This window comes from Nocardia wallacei (genome assembly GCF_014466955.1).
Lineage (GTDB): Bacteria > Actinomycetota > Actinomycetes > Mycobacteriales > Mycobacteriaceae > Nocardia > Nocardia wallacei.
On record NZ_AP023396.1, the window covers coordinates 3,399,432 to 3,420,226 of the forward strand.

The 20,795-nt window shown below is 70.3% G+C and carries 1 protein-coding gene; it reads left to right on the plus strand.

What is annotated here, in order from left to right; all coding sequences use genetic code 11:
- The first annotated feature begins 1 nt into the window (after position 1).
- Entirely contained in the window at positions 2-20,638 is a 20,637-nt protein-coding gene (locus tag NWFMUON74_RS15285; protein ID WP_187688447.1) for a non-ribosomal peptide synthase/polyketide synthase, read from the plus strand.
- Positions 20,639-20,795 lie beyond the last annotated feature (157 nt).

A 20,795-nucleotide genomic window follows, 5' to 3' on the forward strand; every position in this document is an offset into this window, starting at 1 on the left:
GATGATCCCGTTGTCGTTCGCGCAGCGTCGGCTGTGGTTCATCGACCGGCTGGACGGTCCCTCCGCCACGTACAACATGCCGGTGGCGGTCCGATTGCGCGGCGTACTCGACGAATCGGCCTTCGCCGCCGCGGTCGGCGACGTCGTCACCCGGCACGAGAGCCTGCGCACCATCTTCGTCGAGGTCGACGGCGTACCCGCCCAGCAGGTGCTCGACGCCGGCGACGTCGAGGTGCCCGTCACGATCGCCGACGTGACCACCGACGAGGTGGACGCGGCGGTCGCCGAGGCGGCGCGGCACGCGTTCGACCTGGCGACCGAGATCCCGCTGCGCGTCACCGTCCTGCGTTGCGGCGCAACCGAGTACGTGGCGCTGCTGCTGATTCACCACATCGCGGGCGACGGCTGGTCGATGGCGCCGCTGCTGCGGGATCTGTCGGTCGCGTACGCGGCGCGCAGCCGGGGTGCTGCGCCGGAGTGGGAGCCGCTGCCGGTGCAGTATGTGGATTACACGTTGTGGCAGCGGGAATTGCTGGGATCGGCGGACGATCCGGACAGTGTGCTGTCGCGGCAATTCGAGTACTGGCGCCGGGAATTGGCGGGTGCGCCGGAGCAGTTGCGGTTGCCCGCCGATCGGCCGCGGCCCCGCACGGCGGGCTCGCGCGGGGACGTAACGGTCATCGGCATCGACGCGGACCTGCGCGCCGCGGTGGAGCGGCTGGCCGCCCGCGAGGGCGCGACGGCGTCGATGGTGCTGCAATCGGCCTTGGCGGTGCTGCTGTTCAAACTCGGTGCGGGCGAGGACATTCCGATCGGTTCGCCGATCGCCGGTCGCACCGACGAGGCGCTGACCGAGCTGGTGGGCTTCTTCGTCAACACGTGGGTGCTGCGCGCTCGCGTCGTCGCGGGGGCGCGATTCACCGACATTCTCGGCCAGGTCAAGGCGAAGGCCCTGGCCGCCTACGAGAATCAGGACATTCCGTTCGAGCTGCTGGTCGAACTGCTCAACCCGGTCCGCTCCACGGCACATCATCCGCTCGTCCAGGTACTGCTGAGCTTTCAGAACAATGCCGCGCCCGCACTGGAACTGCCGGGGCTGGTCTTCGAACCGTATCCGGTGGCGGCGACGACCTCGCAATTCGATCTGGTGTTCAACATCGGCGACGCGGCCGCGACCGGCGGCTGGAACGTCCATCTCGAATACTCGACGGACCTGTTCGACCGGTCCACCGTCGAGGCGATCGCGGCACGGCTGGTGCGGGTGCTGCGGCTGGCGTCGGCGCATCCGGATGTCGCGGTGGGCGCGGTCGATGTCCTGGATACCGTGGAACGCGAACTCGTCGTGCGCCGATGGAACGAGACCGCCCTCGAGGTCCCGGACACCACCCTGATCGGCCTGGTGCGACAACAGGTCTCGCGTACCCCCGACGCGATCGCCGTGCGCTGTGGTGCCACCGCGCTCTCCTATCGGGAGCTGGATACGCGGGCCGCCCGGCTGGCCCGCGACCTGATCGCCCGCGGCGTGCGGCCCGACGACGTCGTCGCGGTGGCGCTGCCGCGGTCCGCGGACCTGGTCGTGGCCTTGCTCGCGGTCCTGCGAGCCGGTGCCGCGTATCTGCCGATCGATCCGGCCTATCCTGCCGAGCGGCTGGCATTCATCCTCGCCGACGCCGGACCCGTTCTCGTCGTGACCGATGCCGCGACGGCACCCGCGCTGCCCGACACCGCGGCGCCCCGCCATCTCGTGCCCGCCGATGCGGCCGCGGAGGATGCACCCGAACCGGACGCCGCGATACGGCCGCAGAATCTGGCCTATGTGATCTACACTTCCGGCTCCACGGGTACGCCGAAAGGCGTTGGTATCACGCATCGTAACGTGGTGAATCTGGTTGCGCAGGCGTGGTCGGCGGGGCCGGGGGAGCGGGTGCTGGCGCACTCGTCGGTGGCCTTCGACGCGTCCACCTATGAGTTCTGGCCCGCGCTGTGCGGCGGCGCGACCGTGGTGATGGCGACCGAGCGGCGCTCGGACCCGGCCGAGATCACCCGGCTGGCCGAGACCTGTGCGGTGACCAAGCTGTTCGCGACACCGCCGCTGTTGACGGCGCTGGTCGAGCACGCGCAGTCGCTGCCGGGCAACGCCTTCCGAAGCCTGGCGCAGGTGAGCACGGGCGCCGACACCCTCGGCGCGGGGCTGGTGCAGGCGCTGCGGGACATGTGCCCCGGCGTGCGGATCGACAATCTGTACGGTCCGACCGAGGCGACCGTCGACGTGACATCGTCGGTCGTACCGGACAGTGTCGAGGTGACGGTGCCGATCGGCGCTCCGTTGGCGAATACCCGTGTGTTCGTGCTGGATTCGTGGTTGTTGCCGGTTCCGGTCGGGGTGGCGGGTGAGTTGTATGTGGCGGGTGCGCAGCTGGGGCGTGGGTATCTGGGTCGGGCGGGGTTGACGGCGTCGCGGTTTGTGGCGGACCCGTTCGGTGCGGGCGGCCGGTTGTATCGCACCGGTGATGTGGTGCGGTGGAACGCCTCCGGGCAGTTGGAGTTCGTCGGCCGTGCCGACGATCAGGTGAAGATCCGTGGCTTCCGGGTCGAGCCGGGTGAGGTGGGAGCCGCCCTCGCGCAGCATCCCTCGGTGTCGCAGGCGGTCGTGCTGGCCCGCGAGATCGACTCCGGAGACAAGCGGCTGATCGCCTATGTGGTCGCGGAGCGAGCCGAAACCCCCGAACTCGACGGCGCCCGAGTACGCGAGTACCTCGCGGGGCAGCTACCGGATTTCATGGTCCCGGCCGTGGTGATGACGGTCGAGTCGATTCCACTGACCCTCAACGGGAAAGTCGATCGCGACGCACTGCCCCTCCCGGAAATCACCTCCACGGTGGCGTACCGGGCGCCGGGTACCGAGCACGAGCGGGTCCTGGCCGAGCTGTTCGCCGAGATACTCGGGCTCGACCGGGTCGGCGCCGACGACAGCTTTTTCGCCCTCGGCGGGCACTCGCTGCTGGCCACCCGCCTCGTCAGCCGGATCCGCGCGACGCTGGGCATCGAGGTACCCATCCGGACGATCTTCGACGCCCCGACGGTCGCACGGCTCGCGCGCCGATTGGACACCGACGTCCGGGTGCGCCCCGCATTGACGGTCCGGCCACGGCCCGAACCGATTCCGCTGTCGTTCGCGCAGCGACGACTGTGGTTCATCCACTGGCTGGACGGACCGTCGGCCACCTACAACATCCCGGTGACGGCGCGGCTCACGGGCGAACTGGACATCCCGGCGCTCGAGGCGGCGATCGGCGATGTCGTGGCGCGGCACGAGAGCCTGCGCACGGTGTTCACCGAAGTCGACGGCGTGCCCGCCCAGCGGGTCCAGGCCGCCGACCGCGTCCGCGCGTCGTTCACGGTGACCGAGACCAGCGCTGCCGAACTGGCAGCGTCCGTGACCGCCGCGGTGCGTCACGAGTTCGATCTCTCGGCCGAACTTCCCTTGCGTACCACCGTATTTCGCGGCGGTGACCACTGTGTCCTGGTGCTGCTGCTGCACCACATCGCCGGTGACGGCTGGTCGGCGGCGACCTTGCTGCGGGATCTGTCGGTCGCGTACGCGGCGCGCAGCCGGGGTGCTGCGCCGGAGTGGGAGCCGCTGCCGGTGCAGTATGTGGATTACACGTTGTGGCAGCGGGAGTTGCTGGGATCGGCGGACGACCCGGACAGTGTGCTGTCCGAGCAGTTCGAGTACTGGCGTCACGAGTTGGACGGTGTGCCCGAGCAGTTGCGGTTGCCCACCGATCGGTCCCGGCCCCGCACCGCCGGTCACGGTGGAGATGTCGTGGGTTTCGGCATCGACGCCGACACGCGCGCCGCGGTGGAGCGCCTGGCCGCCCGCGAGGGCGCGACGGCGTCGATGGTGCTGCAAACGGCCTTGGCGGTGCTGTTGTCCGAACTCGGTGCGGGCGAGGACATTCCGATCGGTTCGCCGATCGCCGGTCGCACCGACGAGGCGCTGACCGAGCTGGTGGGCTTCTTCGTCAACACCTGGGTGCTGCGGGCACACGTGGATCCGGCGGAGTCGTTCGCGCAGATCCTGGGACAGGTCAAGGCGAAGGCGCTGGCCGCCTACGAGAATCAGGACATTCCGTTCGAGCTGCTGGTCGAACTGCTCAACCCGGCGCGCTCGGCGTCGCATCATCCGCTGTTCCAGGTGATGCTGGCGTTCCAGAACAACACGCTGCCCCGGCTGGACCTGCCGGGAGTGGATATCGAACCCTATGCCGCGTCCACCGGTACCGCGCGATTCGACCTGCTGTTCACCATCGCCGATGCCCCGGCCGGCCACGACTGGCGCGGACTCGTCGAATTCGCCACCGACCTGTTCGATCGGCCGACGGTCGAGGCCATCGCGGGACGTCTGGTGCGGCTGCTGCGGCAGGTGAGCCGGGAGCCGGGCATACCGGTCGGATCCGTGGAGGTGCTCGCCGACGACGAACGCGAACTGATCCTGCGGCGATGGAACGACACCGCCGCGCCCGTCGCCGACACCACCGTGGTCGGGTTGTTCCGCGCGCAGGCCGCGCGGACGCCGGACGCGGTCGCGGTCGTCGGCGCGGACGCCGAGCTGACCTACCGCGAGCTGCAGGTGCGGGCCGAGACGCTCGCGCACGCGCTGATATCGCGCGGAGTGGGTCCCGAGGACATCGTCGCGGTGGCGCTGCCTCGCACCGCGGACCTCATCGTGGCCTTGCTGGCCGTGCTGACGGCCGGTGGCGAATACCTGCCCATCGACCCCGCGTATCCGTCGGACCGGCTGGGATTCGTGCTGGCCGACGCCGCGCCCGTGGTCGTCGTGACCGACAGCGCCACCGCGGAAGTCGTGCCGGACAACGGCATACCGCGCCTGCGCCTCGACACGTTCGACAGCACCGGCGCGGCCGGACGCGATCGGCTCCCGGCGGTGCGGCCGCAGCAGGCCGCGTACCTGATCTACACCTCCGGTTCCACGGGCCGCCCGAAGGGCGTCGAGGTCACCCACCGCAACGTCGTGAACCTGATCGCCCAGGCCTGGCACACCGATACCGGGGACCGGGTGCTGGCGCATTCCTCGGTGGCGTTCGACGCCTCGGCCTACGAGATCTGGCCCGCCCTGTGCGGCGGCGCCGCCGTGGTGGTCGCGGCGGCGCGGCGCTCGGATCCGGCCGAGATCACCCGGCTGGCCGAAACCGCGCCGGTGACGAAGATGTTCGCCACCCCGCCGCTGCTGTCGGCGTTGCTCGACTACACGAAGACCCTGCCGCGCAACCCTTTCCAGAGCCTGCGGCAGGTGAGCACCGGTGCCGACGTCCTCTCCGCGGCACTCGTGCGCGACCTGCGGTCGCGGTGGGGACGGATCCGGATCGACAACCTGTACGGACCGACCGAGACGACGGTGAACGTGACGTCGACGGTGGTACCCGACGAGGTGGCGGGCACCGTCCCGATCGGCGCCCCCGTCGCCAATACCCGTGTCTACGTGCTGGATTCCCGTATGCGGCCGCTTCCGCCGCGCGTACCCGGCGAGCTGTATGTCGCGGGTGCGCAGGTGTCACGGGGCTACCGCGGCCGTGCGGGGCTGACCGCGGCTCGATTCGTGGCGGACCCGTTCGACGCGGCGGGCGGGCGGCTGTATCGCACCGGCGACGTGGTGCGCTGGAGCGGCGACGGACGGCTGGAGTTCGTGGGCCGAGCCGACGACCAGGTCAAGATCCGCGGCTTCCGAGTCGAACCCGGTGAGGTGGAAGCCGCACTGGCACAGCATCCTTCGGTCTCGCAGGCGGCGGTGACCGCGCGCGACACCGGGACCGGCGCCAAGCGGCTGATCGCCTACGTGAGCGGCGACGCGGTCGACGGCGCGGACGTGCGCGAGTTCGTGGCCGGACGCCTGCCGGAATTCATGGTGCCCGCGGTGGTCATGGTGGTCGAGTCGATGCCGCTGACGACCGGCGGGAAACTCGATCGCGCCGCGCTGCCGGATCCGGAGTTCAGCTCCTCGACGCCGCATCGGGCGCCCGGCACCCGGCAGGAGCGAATCCTCGCCACCGTGTTCGCCGAGGTGCTCGGGCTGGAACGGGTCGGAGCGGACGACGACTTCTTCGAACTGGGCGGCGACAGTATCCGCTCGATCCAGGTGGTGTCCCGGGCACGCGCGCTGGGCGTGGAGGTCGGTCCGCGGCAGGTGTTCGAGTGCCGGACCGTCGCGGCGTTGGCGGCGGTGGCGAACGACTGCGCGGGCACGGTGGCGGACGAATCTGCCCCTGCCGCGGTGGGGTGGCTGCCGTTGCTGCCGGTGGCACGATTCGTGCGCGAGCTGGGCGGCCGCTTCGACGGCTTCCACCAGTCCATGACGCTGGATCTGCCCGTGGGCATCGACCGGGCCGGTCTGGAGGCGACGCTCACGGCCGTCATCGACCACCATGACGTGCTGCGGTCGCGGTTGGTCGACGACGAGCGCGGCCCGGGTCTGGAGATCGCGCCGCCCGGTGCCGTCGCTGCCGGAACGTGGCTGCACCGCGTCGAGGTGGCCGAGCCCGAGCCGCCCGAGGCGGCCGCCGGACATCTGGCGGCCGCGGTCGGCCGGTTGGCCCCGGCAGCCGGAGTCATGATGCAGTTCGTGTGGTTCGACGCCGGTCCGGCGCGAGCGGGCCGACTGGCGATCATCGCGCACCATCTGGTGGTCGACGGCGTCTCCTGGCGAATCTTGTTGCCCGACCTGGTATCCGCGTGGCAGGCCGTGTCGGCCGGATCGCGGCCGGTCCTGACACCCACGGGCACCTCGCTGCGACACTGGGCACACGGACTGGCCGAACGGGCGTCGGCGCCGGAGCTGACCGAGCAACTGCCGTGCTGGCGTTCGATTCTCGACGGACCCGACCCCATGCTGGGTACGCGGCCGCTGGACCCGCGGATCGACGTCATGGCCACCATGCACCGGACGGTGGTCGAGATACCCGTGATGGAGACCGAGGCGCTGTCGACCACGCTGCCCTCGGTGTTCCACGGCGGCGTCGCGGACGGACTGCTGGCAGCGCTGGCGGCGGCGGTGACGCGCTGGCGGCACGCGCGCGGAGTGCCCGAGGAATCGGTGCTGATCCGGCTCGAAGGGCACGGCCGCGAGGAGGACGCCGTACCCGGCGCCGATCTGTCGAACACCGTCGGCTGGTTCACGAGCGTGTTCCCGGTGCGGTTGCGTGCGAACGCGGCGGCGTGGGCGGAGGTCTGTGCGGGCGGTCCGGCGGCGGGCGCCTCGATCAAGGCGGTCAAGGAGCAACTGCGTGCGATCCCGGGCCGGGGCATCGGCTACGGACTGCTGCGCTACCTCGATCCCGAGACCGCCGCACAACTGCGGCCGTACTCGGCCGGGCAGATCGGGTTCAACCACCTCGGCCGGTTGACAGCGACCGACCTGCTCCCGAAACGACTGCGCGGCGCCGGATGGACTCCGGTGCGAGGCGATGCCGTGGCGGCCCCGGACCCGGCCATGGCCGCACTGGCGGTCGTCGATATCACCACGATGGTCGTCGATACCGCCGAGGGCCCGGTGCTGCGGGCGGTATTCGCCGTTCCGGCACAAGTTCTCGACCCGGCGGCGGCCGCGGAACTGGCCGAGCTGTGGCGGTCCGCGGCGCTCGGCTTGGCCAGGCACGCCGTCGGCACCGGCGCGGGCGGCCTGACACCGTCGGACCTGCCGCTGGTGGAGCTGGCACAGGACGCGATCGAGCAGTTGGAGCGGCGGTATCCGGGACTCGCGGAGGTCTGGCCGCTGACCTCGATGCAATCGGGGTTGCTGTTCCATCGCGCGCTGGCGGGCAAGGGCCCGGACTTCTACCACATGCAGGTGGTGTTCGGCCTGACCGGAATGGTGGACCCGGCGCGGATGCGCGCGGCCGGGCAAGCGCTGCTCGACCGCTATCCGAATCTGCGGGTCGGCTTCGCCGAGGACTCCGGCGGGGTTCCGGTGCAGGTCGTCGTCCGGTCGGTCGAATTACCGTGGCGCGTCGTGGATTTGCGGGATGGTGACGAGGCGGAGAACGCCGCGGCGCTGGCATCGCTGCTGGCCGAGGACCGGCACACCCAATTCGACGTGGCGACGCCGCCCCTGCTGCGACTCACCTTGGTCCTGACCGCCGACCAGCGCTCGGAACTGGTGTTCACCGCGCACCACATACTGCTGGACGGATGGTCGCTGCCACTGCTGATCCGGGACCTGTTGCGGCTCTACGGTTCTGGTGGCGATGCCGCGGCCCTGCCGCCGGTGCCCGCCTATCGCGAATTCCTGACCTGGTTGCGCCGCTGGGATGCCCGCGCGGGCCTGCGGGCCTGGGCGGCGGAACTCGACGGCTTCGACGAACCCACGATGCTCGCCGGCGCCGCCGACGAGGCCGCGCCCGCGGAGGTCGAGCAGGTCGAGGTGCCGTTGCCCGCGGCGACCGCGCGGGCCGTGGGCAGGCGCGCCGTCGAACTCGGGGTCACGGTGAACACGGTCGTCCAGGCCGCGTGGGGGATCGTGCTGGCGGCGGCGACCGGCCGCCGCGATGTGGTGGCCGGGACGACGGTCTCGGGCCGGCCACCCGCGATCGCGGGAGTCGACTCGATGGTCGGCCTGTTCATCAACACCGTGCCCGTGCGCGTGCGGTTCGACCACGGCGACACCCTCGCCGACGTGCTGACCGAGCTGCAGGCCCGCCAGGTCGCCCTGCTGGACCACCATCACGTCGGATTGAGTGATATCCACCGGGCCATCGGCCTGAACGCGCTGTTCGACACGCTCATCGGCTTCGAGTCCTATCCCGTCGACTGGTCCGGGATCGACGCGGCCGTCACCGTCAGCGGTCTCGGCCTCACCGACCTGCGTCCCACCGCGCCGACGCACTACCCGCTGACGGTGGTCGCCGGCGCGGCACCGGAGCTGACGCTTCGACTGGAATACCGCACCGATATGTTCGATCGGCCGGCGGTCGAGGCCGTCTCGCGGCGTTTGGTGCGGATATTCGAACAGGTGGCCTCGGACGCGAATGTCGCGGTGGGCTCGATCGACCTGCTCGGCGACGAGCGCGACCTGGTGCTGTGGCGGTGGAACGAGACCGCCGCGCAGGTGCGGGACACCACGCTCACGGAGTTGTTCGAGGCGCGGGTGGCCCGCACCCCCGACGCCGTGGCCGTCGTCTGCGGCGAGACGGAGCTGACCTATCGCGAGCTCGACACCCGGGCGGCGCGGCTGGCGCGCGCGCTGGTCTCGCGCGGCGTGGGGCCCGACACGCTCGTGGCCGTGGCGCTGGGACGATCCGCGGAACTGCTGGTGGCCCTGGTGGCGGTGGTGCGGGCCGGTGGCGGGTACCTGCCGATCGACCCCGCCTACGCCGCGGATCGGCTGGCGTTCGTTCTCGCCGACGCCGCCCCGGTCGTGCTGGTGACCGATCGAGCAACGGCGAACCGCTTGCCGCGCACTGCGATCGCGCACCTGTACCTCGACGACCTCGGCGTGGTGGACGGCCGCGATCGAACCGCCGCGGTGCGGCCGCAGAATCTGGCCTATGTGATCTACACTTCCGGGTCCACGGGTACGCCGAAAGGCGTTGGTATCACGCATCGTAACGTGGTGAATCTGGTCGCGCAGGCGTGGTCGGCGGGGCCGGGGGAGCGGGTGCTGGCGCACTCGTCGGTGGCCTTCGACGCGTCCACCTATGAGTTCTGGCCCGCGCTGTGCGGTGGCGCGACCGTGGTGATGGCGACCGCGGAGCAGTCCGACCCCGCGGAGATCACCCGATTGGCCGAAACCTGTGCGGTGACCAAGCTGTTCGCGACACCGCCGCTGCTGGCGGCGCTGGCCGAGTACGCGGAGACGGTGCCGGGCAAGCCGTTGCGGAGTCTGGAGCAGGTGAACACCGGCGCCGACACGCTCACCGGCGGGCTGGTCGACGCGGTGCGGGCGGTGTGCGGCGGCGTCCGGGTCGACAACCTCTACGGTCCGACCGAGGCGACGGTCGACGTGACGGCGTGCACCGTGCCCGAGGGGACGAACGGGCCGGTCCCGATCGGTGCTCCGCTGGCCAATACCCGGGTGTTCGTGCTGGATTCGTGGCTGGCGCCGGTTCCCGTCGGCGTCGCGGGCGAGTTGTACGTGGCCGGTGCGCAACTGGCGCGCGGATATCTGGGCCGCTCGGGACTGACCGCGGCGCGGTTCGTGGCCGACCCGTTCGATGCGGGCGGCCGGTTGTACCGCACCGGTGATGTGGTGCGGTGGAACGCTTCCGGGCAGTTGGAGTTCGTCGGCCGTGCCGACGATCAGGTGAAGATCCGTGGCTTCCGGGTCGAGCCGGGTGAGGTGGAAGCCGCCCTCGCGCAGCATCCGTCGGTCTCCCGGGCGGCGGTGGCCGCGCTGGCGACCGGCACCGGCGGCAAACAGCTGGTGGGATACGTCGTTCCCGGCCCCGCCGGCGCGGCCGGACTCGACGGCGCACGGCTGCGCGAGTTCGTCGCCCAGCGGCTGCCGGACTTCATGGTGCCGACGGCGGTGCTGGTGCTCGACTCGATTCCGCTCACTCCCAGCGGGAAGGTGGATCGCAAGGCGCTGCCCGCCCCGGCAGCGGCGCCGTCGGCGCGCTATCGGGCGCCGGGCACCCCCGAGGAGCGGGTGCTGGCCACGGTGTTCGCCGAAGTGCTGGGCGTGGACCGGGTCGGAGTGGACGACAGCTTCTTCGAATTGGGCGGAGACAGTATTCGATCCATCCAGGTGGTGTCGCGGGCGCGGGCGCTGGGCGTGGTGGTGAGTACCCGCGAGGTGTTCGAACGCCGGACGGTGGCGGCGCTGGCCGCGGTGGCCGGTGGGCGCGCGGTGGATTCGGTGCTGCGGGAACCGGCGGGCGCGGGCGTGGGCTGGATGCCGTTGCTGCCGGTGGCACGGTTCGTGCGGGAGCTGGGCGCCGGTTTCGACGGTTTCAATCAATCCATGGTGCTCGAGCTGCCGGTGGGTATCGACCGCGCGGGCCTGGTGGCGACGCTGTCAGCGGTCCTCGATCGCCATGACGCGCTGCGATCGCGCCTGGTCGACGACGAGCGTGGCCCCGGCCTCGAGATCGCGCCGCCCGGCTCGGTGGATGCCGGGATGTGGCTGCATCGCGTCGAGGTGACCGATCCGCCGCCCGCCGACGTGATCGCCGCGCAGCTCGAGGCGGCGGTCGGCCGGTTGGCTCCGGCGGCCGGGGTGATGATGCAGTTCGTGTGGTTCGACGCCGGTCCGGCGGCCGCGGGACGGCTGGCGATCGTGGCGCACCATCTGGTGGTCGACGGTGTGTCGTGGCGAATCCTGCTGCCGGACTTGGCTTCCGCGTGGCATGCGGTGGCGGCCGGAGCGCCGCCGGTGTTCGCACCGGCGGGGACATCTATGCGGCGCTGGGCGCACGGCCTGGCCGACGAGTCGACCCAGCCGCGGCGGGTGGCCGAACTTCCTCGGTGGCGTGCGGTTCTCGACGGGCCCGACCCGATGCTGGGCTCGCGGCCGCTGGATCCGGAGGTCGACGTCCTGTCCACCGTGCAGCACGTCGAGGTACCGATTCCGGTGGCCGAGACCGAGGCCCTGGTGACGACCCTGCCCGCGGTCTTCCACGGCGGTGTCGAGGACGGACTGCTGGCGGCTCTGACGGTGGCCCTCACGCGCTGGCGCCGGAATCGCGGGGTGTCCGAGGAGTCGGTGCTGCTTCGTCTGGAAGGGCATGGGCGCGAGGAGGATACCGTGGCGGGCGCCGATCTGTCGGGCACCGTCGGCTGGTTCACCACCATGTACCCGGTGCGGCTACGGGCCGCCGCGATCGACTGGGATCGACTCCGCGCGGGCGGCGACGCCGCGGGCGCCCTGATCAAATCGATCAAGGAGCAGTTGCGGGCGCTGCCGGACAAGGGCATCGGCTTCGGGCTGCTGCGCTACCTGAACCCCGAGACGGCCGCTGTCCTGCGACAGTTCCCCGCCGTCCAGATCGGGTTCAACTACCTCGGCCGGTTCACCTCGGCGGATCTGCTGCCGCACCGCTCGCAGGACGGCGGCTGGACGCCCGCGGGCGCCGCCGGACCGGTGATCACGCCGCTGGACCCCGCCCTGTCGGCGATGCCGGTGATGTCCGCGCTGGATGTGAGCGCCACGGTGATCGACACCGACACGGGTCCGGAGCTGCGGGCGGTGTTCGGCGCGCCCGCGGGGATCCTGTCGCGGTCGGAGGTGCGGGAGCTGGCCGAGCTGTGGCGTGATGCCGCGCTGGGATTGGCGCACCACGCCGCGACACCCGGTGCGGGCGGTTCGACACCGGCGGACCTGCCGCTGGTGACGTTGGCGCAGAGCGAGATCGAAGCCCTGGAGCGGCGATACCCGGGCCTGGTGGACGTGTGGCCGCCGACCTCGATGCAGTCGGGGTTACTGTTCCATCACGGGCTGGCGGACACCGGTTTCGACGCCTATCACATGCAGGTGGTGTTCGGCCTGGCCGGGCCGGTCGACCCGGACCGGATGCGCGCGGCAGGCCAGGGTGTGCTCGACCGATATCCCACGCTGCGTGCGGGATTCGCGGCCGACTCGCACGGCGCACCCGTGCAGGTGATCGTCGATGCTGTCGAATTGCCTTGGAGCGCGGCGGATCTGCGCGACCTGGACGAGGCCGGACGAGAGGCGGCACTGCGGCGGCTGCTGGACGAGGATCGCCGGGCGCATTTCGACGTGACGACCCCGCCGCTGCTGCGGCTGACCTTGGTGCGCACGGCCGAGCAGCGGTCGGAACTGATCGTCACCGCCCATCACGTCCTGCTGGACGGCTGGTCGCTGCCACTGCTGATCCGGGACCTGCTGCGGCTCTACGGTTCCGGCGGCGACCACCACCGCCTGCCCGCCGCGCCGGACTACCGGGAATTCCTGCGGTGGCTGCACCGGCAGGACCGCGACGCGGGCCTGCGGGCGTGGACGCGAGAACTCCAGGGGGTGCGCGAGCCCACCCTCCTCGCCGACAGTGCCGGAAAGCCCGATGGCGCCGCGACTGCGGAGGCGGCCGACGTCGAGCGGGTCGAGGTGGGGCTGGCCGACGAGACGGTCGCGGCACTGGGCCGACGGGCCAAGGCGCTCGGAGTCACGGTGAACACCATGGTCCAAGCGGCGTGGGGACTCCTGCTGGCGGTGTCGACCGGTCGCCGCGACGTGATCGCCGGGGCGACCGTATCGGGTCGCCCGCCCGCGATACCGGGCGTGGATTCGATGGTCGGATTGTTCATCAACACCGTGCCCGTGCGGATGCGATTCGATCCGCGCGACACCGTCGCCACGATGCTGCGCGATCTGCAAGCCCGGCAGGCCGCTCTGCTGGATCACCACCATGTCGGACTGAGTGAGATACATCAGGCCGTGGGGTTGCCCGTATTGTTCGATACCCTCATCGGATTCGAGTCCTATCCCGTCGACCAGGACGGGATCGGCAGCGGCGCCGCCGACAGTGGCATCACCCTCACCGGCGTGCGCTCGGACACCCCCTCGCACTACGCGGTCACGTTGGTCGCCCACGCCGTCCCGGCCGTGCGCCTGCATCTGGAATACCGCACCACGGTGTTCGATCGGCCCTCGGTCGAGGCGATGGCGCGCAGGCTGGCGCGGATCTTCGAACAACTGGCGGCGGATCCGGAGACCGCGCTGCGGTCGATCGATGTGCTCGGTGCCGACGAACGCGAATCGGTGCTGCGCCGATGGAACCGGACCAGCGCCGCGCTTCCCGACGGCACCGTCGTAGCCCGGTTCCGGGAGCAGGTCGCGGCGACACCGGACGCGGTCGCCGTCGGGTGCGGCGAACTCGAGTTGACCTACCGCGAACTCGACAGTCGCGCCGACGAACTCGCCCGCACCCTGATCGCGCGCGGCGTGCGCGCCGATGCCGTGGTCGCGGTGGCATTGCCGCGCTCGGTGGAATTGATCGTGGCGCTGCTCGCGGTGCTGAAAGCCGGTGGCGGATATCTGCCCATCGATCCGGCCTACCCGTCCGATCGGCTGGCGTTCGTCCTCGCCGACGCCGACCCGGTGATCGTCGTCACCGACCGAGCCGCCGCGAACATCCTGCCCGACAATGCGATTCCCCGGCTGCTGCTCGACGCCATGGATGCCGAACACGGGTCCGTCCCCGATCAGGTCGTCGCGGTGCGCCCGCAGAACCTGGCGTATCTGATCTACACGTCAGGTTCCACGGGCGTGCCGAAAGGGGTCGCGGTCACCCACCGGAACGTGTCGGCATTCGCGGCCGCGCCCGGGTGGCGCGACGACGCGCACGGCAGCGTGCTGATGCATTCCTCGGTGGCCTTCGACGCCTCCACCTACGAGATCTGGGTGCCACTGCTGCGCGGCGGCCGGGTGGTCGTCGCTCCGGCCGACCACGCCGATATCGCGGCCCTGAGCCGGTTGCTGACCACGCACGCGGTCACCGCGGCGTTCTTCACCACCCGGCTGTTCGAAATACTCGCCGACGATCATCCCGAGGCGCTCGCCGCGCTTCGCGAGGTGTGGACCGGTGGCGAGGACATGCCGGCGGAGGTGTTCCGGCGGGCGGTCCGGAGCTCGGCCGATACCCGCGTCGTGCACGTGTACGGGCCGACGGAGACGACGACCTTCGCCGTCCGCAGGTCGTTCGAGGCCGCGGAATCCGTCCCGGGCACGTCCGTGCCGATCGGGCGACCGCTGGCGAACGTGCGTGTGTTCGTGCTGGATTCGTGGTTGTCGCCGGTTCCGGTCGGGGTGGCGGGTGAGTTGTATGTGGCGGGTGCGCAGCTGGCGCGGGGGTATCTGGGTCGGGCGGGGTTGACGGCGTCGCGGTTTGTGGCGGATCCGTTCGGTGTGGGTGGGCGGTTGTATCGGACGGGTGATGTGGTGCGGTGGAATGTGGTGGGGGAGTTGGAGTTCGTGGGGCGGGTTGATGATCAGGTGAAGATTCGTGGTTTCCGGGTGGAGCCGGGTGAGGTGGAAGCGGCGCTGGCGCAGCATCCCTCGGTGTCGCAGGCGGTGGTGCTGGCCCGTGCGACCGGCTCCGGCGGCAAGCAGCTGATCGCGTATGTGGTTGCCGATGGCGAGCCGCTCGAAGGCGGCGATGTGCGTCGATGGGTCTCCGATCGGCTGCCGGAATTCATGGTGCCGAGCGTGGTGACGGTGATCGACTCGGTGCCGTTGACCGTGAACGGGAAACTGGATCGCGCGGCCCTGCCGCAGCCCGAACTCACCTCCTCGGCGCGCTATCGAGCTCCGGGCACCGAGCGCGAACGGGTCCTGGCCGAGTTGTTCGCCGAGGTGCTCGGGCTCGAGCGGGTCGGCGTGGACGACAGCTTCTTCGAGCTGGGCGGGCACTCGCTGCTGGCGACTCGGTTGGTGAGCCGAATCCGCGCGGTTCTAGGGGTCGAGGTAACGATCCGGACGGTGTTCGATGCCCCGGCGGTCACGCAGCTGGCGACCCGGCTGGACGGCGGCGCGGAGGTGCGACCGGCGCTCACGGTGCGGGCGCGGCCGGACATCGTGCCGCTGTCGTTCGCGCAGCGGCGGTTGTGGTTCGTCCATCGGCTCGAAGGTCCTTCGCCGACATACAACATCCCGCTGGCCGCGTGGATGCGGGGCACATTCGATCCGGCGGCGTTCGTGCGGGCGGTGGGTGATGTCGTCGCGCGGCACGAGAGTTTGCGGACGGTTTTCGCCGAGGTCGACGGTGTGCCCGCGCAGCGGGTGCTCGAGGTCGCGGAACTCGAACCGCCGGTGACCGTCTCGGATGTGGATCCCGGCGCCCTCGACGCGGCCGTGACCTCGGCGATGGCGTACCGGTTCGATCTGTCGGCCGAAATCCCGATCCGCGCCACAGTCCTTCGCACCGGCTCCGGCGACAGCGTGCTGGTGTTGGTGCTCCACCACATCGCCGGTGACGGCTGGTCGATGACGCCCCTGCTGCGCGATCTGGCCGTCGCTTACACGGCACGGCTGCACCAGCACGCGCCGGACTGGGCGCCGCTGCCGGTGCAGTACGTGGATTACACGTTATGGCAACAGGATTGGCTGGGATCGACCACCGACCCCGACAGCGTCGTCGCCCGGCAGTTCGACTATTGGCGCCGGGAGCTCGACGGCCTGCCGGAGGAGTTGCGGCTGCCGACCGACCGGCCGCGGCCACGCGTGGCCTCCTACCGCGGTGATCTGGTGCCGTTCGACATCGACGCCCGGACCAGGGCGGACGTGGAACGGCTGGCCGCTCGCGAAGGTGCGACGGTGTCGATGGCGCTGCAGTCGGCGCTGGTCGTCCTGCTGGCCAAACTCGGTGCGGGAGAGGATATTCCGATCGGGTCGCCGATCGCGGGACGTACCGACGAGGCGGTCGCCGACCTGGTGGGCTTCTTCGTCAACACCTGGGTGCTGCGCGCGCAGGTCTCCGCCGCGGCGGCGTTCACCGAGATCCTGGGACAGGTCCGGGCCAAAGCGTTGGCGGCCTACGAGAACCAGGACGCGCCGTTCGAACTGCTGGTGGAACTGCTCAACCCGGCCCGCTCGGCGGCGCGGCACCCGCTGTTCCAGGTGACACTCGCATTCCAGAACAACGCCCTGCCGACGGTCGAGTTGCCGGATGTCGAACTCCGGCCCTACCCCACGACCGTGTCGACCGCGCGATTCGACCTGTTCTTCAATATCTCCGACGCTCCGGCCGGTCACCCGTGGCACGGTTTCGTCGAGTACGCGACCGAACTGTTCGACCGGTCGACGGTCGAGACGATGGTGGCGCGACTGCTGCGGCTGCTGCGGGAGCTGGTGTCGAATCCGGACACCCCGGTCGGGGCCATCGATGTGCTCCGGGACGACGAGCGCGAGACGGTGCTGCGGCGGTGGAACGACACCACCGCCCCGGTGGCCGCGGATGCCACCCTCATCGGCTTGTTCGAGGCACAGGCCGCCCGGACCCCCACCGCGCCCGCGGTGATCCATGGCGACGACGAGGTGGTCTACGGTGAGCTCGACCGCCGCGCCGATCGGCTCGCGCGGCTGCTGACCGCGCGCGGAGTGGGCCCGGATACCGTGGTGGCGGTCGCGTTGCCGCGGTCGGCGGAGTTGCTCACGGCAATGCTGGCCGTGCTGAAGGCCGGTGGCGGATATCTGCCGATCGATCCGGCGTATCCGTCGGATCGGCTGGCGTTCATCCTCGCCGACGCCGGACCCGTGCTGGTCGTAACCGATGCCGAGACCGGAAAGATGCTGCCGGACAACGGGTTGGCGCGCCTGCACGTCGACGCGCTCGGCACTCCCGAGGCCCAGGGCGGTGGCCGGGCCGCTTCGGTGCGGCCGGAGAATCTGGCGTATCTGATCTACACGTCCGGTTCGACCGGCGTGCCGAAAGGGGTCGAGGTGAGCCACCGCAATGTGGCGAACTTCGTGTCGCAGGTGCGGCCGATATCCGCCGAGGACCGAATGCTGGTGCATTCGTCGGTGGCATTCGACGCCTCGACCTATGAGATCTGGCCCGCCCTGTGCCGCGGAGCGACGCTGGTGCTGGCGGGTGAGCAGCGCTCCGATCCGGCCGAGATCGCGCGATTGGCCGAGACCCGGTCGGTGACATCGATGTTCGCGACCCCGCCCCTGCTCTCGGCGCTGATGGAGCACGTCGGAACGCGATCCGGCGGTCCGCTGCGGACGCTGAGGCGAATTCTTTCCGGCGGCGCCGAACTGACGTCGAGTATGGTCCGCGAACTCACCGCCGAATACCCGGACATCGCTGTCGCCAACGGTTACGGACCCACCGAGACGACCGTCTACGTCACCAGGTACGACTTCGGCAAGACCGTCGACGGAGTCGTCCCGATCGGCAGCCCCATCGGGAATGTGCGGGTGTACGTCCTGGATTCGGGATTGGCGCCGGTTCCGGTCGGGGTGGCCGGGGAGTTGTACGTGGCGGGCACGCAAGTGGCGCGCGGTTACCACGCGCGGTTCGGGACGACGGCCGCGCGATTCGTGGCCGATCCGTTCGGCTCGGGCGGCCGGTTGTATCGCACGGGCGATGTGGTCCGGTGGAATGCCGAGGGGAAGCTGGAGTTCGTCGGCCGTGTCGACGATCAGGTGAAGATCCGCGGTTTCCGGGTCGAGATCGGCGAGGTGGAAAACGCGCTGGCGCAACATCCTTCGGTCGCACAGGCCGTGGTGGTGGCCCGGGACACCGGCACCGGTGACAAGCAGCTGGTCGGATACGTGGTCGCCGACAAAGCGGGGCCGGTGGTCGGTCAGGACGAACTGGTGGGGCAGTGGCAGCAGATATACGACGAGTTGTACGCGGCCGCCGGTGACGCCGCCGACGGCCCGGGGTTCGGCGCGGACTTCGGCGGCTGGAACAGCAGTTTCACCGGGGCGCCGATTCCGGCGGAGCAGATGCGGGAATGGCGGCTGGCCACCGTCGAGCGCATCAGGGAACTGGCGCCGCGCCGGGTGCTCGAGATAGGCGTGGGTTCGGGACTGTTGCTGTCGCAGCTCGCCCCGGAATGCGAAGAGTACTGGGCCACAGACTTTTCCGCGCCCACCATAGCCACGCTCCGCAAGCAGCTGGACGCGCTGGGCGCCGGGTGGTGCGAACGTGTCCGGGTGAGCGTTCGGGCCGCCGACGATACCGATGACCTGCCCGAAGGGCATTTCGACACCGTGGTGCTGAACTCGGTGATCCAATATTTCCCCGGCGAGAGCTATCTCCGTACGGTCCTCGAACGCCTGGGCAGACTGCTGGCTCCCGGCGGCGCGGTCTTCATCGGTGACGTGCGCAATGCCGCGCTGCTCGAGGAGTTCGCCACCGCGGTGCAGATCGCGCGCGACGGCGGCGCCGACCCGGCGGCCGTGCGGGCCCGCGTGCGCCGGGACATCGCCGCCGAACAGGAACTGCTGCTGGCGCCGGAGTATTTCGTCGGATTATGCGACACCGCAACCGGTTTCGACGCGGTCGATATCCAGTTGCAGCGCGGTTACGCGGTGAACGAGCTGACCCGGTATCGCTACGACGTGGTGCTGCGCAAGTCGGCGCAGGCTCGGCTGTCGGTGGCCGCACTGCCGGCAACCGAATTCCGGGATCGCGGCTCGCTGCACACACTCCTGGGTGCGCTCGGGTCCGGCGGAATTCGGGTCACGGGTATCCCGCATATCGGCTTGATCGGTCAGGTCGACGCGGCGCGCGGAATCCGGGATGGTTCGCCGGTGACCTCCGCCGAACCCCTCGCGGTCGATTTCGAAGGTGTCCTCGGCGTCGACGAGCGCTCGGACACGGCATTGCTGCCCGAGGAACTGCACGCACTGGGACAACGCTTCGGCTACCGCACGGCGGTCACCTGGTCGGCCGAGAGCGGCCGGATGGACGCGGTGTTCCTCGATACTTCGACTGCTGCGGGTCGCTCGCTGACCGACATATATCTGCCGCCGAATGCGGTGGGTGAGGACCTCACCGCCTACGCCAACAATCCACGGGCCGGACTGCTGGCCGCCGACGTGCGCAGGTGGGTCGGCGAGCGCATACCCGAATTCATGGTGCCGGCGGTGGTCATGGTGATCGAGTCGATGCCACTGACCTCGAGCGGAAAACCCGACCGCAAGGCCTTGCCGGACCCCGAGTTCGCCGCCGCGAACGAATACCGGGCGCCGGGCACCGAGCGAGAGCGCGTGCTGGCCGAGTTATTCGCCGAGATCCTGGGCCTCGATCGGGTCGGCATCGATGACGACTTCTTCGCGCTGGGCGGGCACTCGCTGCTGGCGACCCGCCTCACCAGCCGGATCCGGGTGGCGCTCGGAGTGGAGGTTCCGGTCAGGCTGATCTTCGACGCCCCGACGGTCGCCCGATTGGCCGCTCGGCTCGAGGACGGCACGGAATTCGGCACGGATTTCGATCCGGTGCTGGTGCTGAAGAACTCCGGAACGCGCGAACCGCTGTGGTGCCTGCCGCCCGGCGGCGGTCTCGGCTGGTTCTACCAGCAACTGGGGCCGCAGCTGCCGGACCGGCCGATCCACGCCGTCCAATCCCGCGGTCTGGACGGCGGGCCAATGGCGACCTCGTTCGAGGACATGATCGAGGACTACACCGAGCGGATTCTCGCGATGCAGGGCGAGGGCCCGTACTTCCTGCTGGGCTGGTCCTACGGCGGAATCGTCGCGCACGCGCTGGCGCAGCGGCTCACCGAACGCGGAAAGCCGGTCGGATTCCTCGGCGTCGTCGACAGCAAGCCGCCGACACCGGCGGCCGACCAGCCGGACGTCTCCGAACAAGACGCCCTGGCCAGCCTGCGAGAGTGGATGGCCGACCGCTTCGGCGAGCACCTCGAGGCCCCGGTCGTGCAGGAACTGGCGCAGCGCGCGGCGCGGGTCCTCATCAACAGCAGCACATTGCTGCAGGGCTACGTCGCACCCCGCTACGAAGGTGATCTCACGATATTCGGCGCAGCCCTGGACGCCGACGGCGATCCACTCCCCGATTTCGCCGACGACCTCGAACAAGCCTGGCGTCCACATATCGGCGGACGTGTGCGCGTGCTCGAAGTGGACTGCGCCCACGGAGATTTCGACCGCCCCGAGCACATGAGCACCGTGGGCCGCCTGCTGAACGACCTCCTGTAACCGCGGGCCGCCGGTCGCGCCTCGGTGGCCGATACCTATCCGCGTGCCGGAGTGGGGTCGGCGGGAGTCTCAGGCTGATGTGGACGGGTTGCGGCACCGGTACTCGGTGATACTATCTACCGGTAGTCGGTAGCACCGAGTACCGGCGAGGCCGGGC

Excerpts from the sequence above, each read along its gene's own strand:
- NWFMUON74_RS15285 (WP_187688447.1), top strand. The coding sequence starts at position 2 with ATGATCCCGTTGTCGTTCGCGCAGCGTCGGCTGTGGTTCATCGACCGG.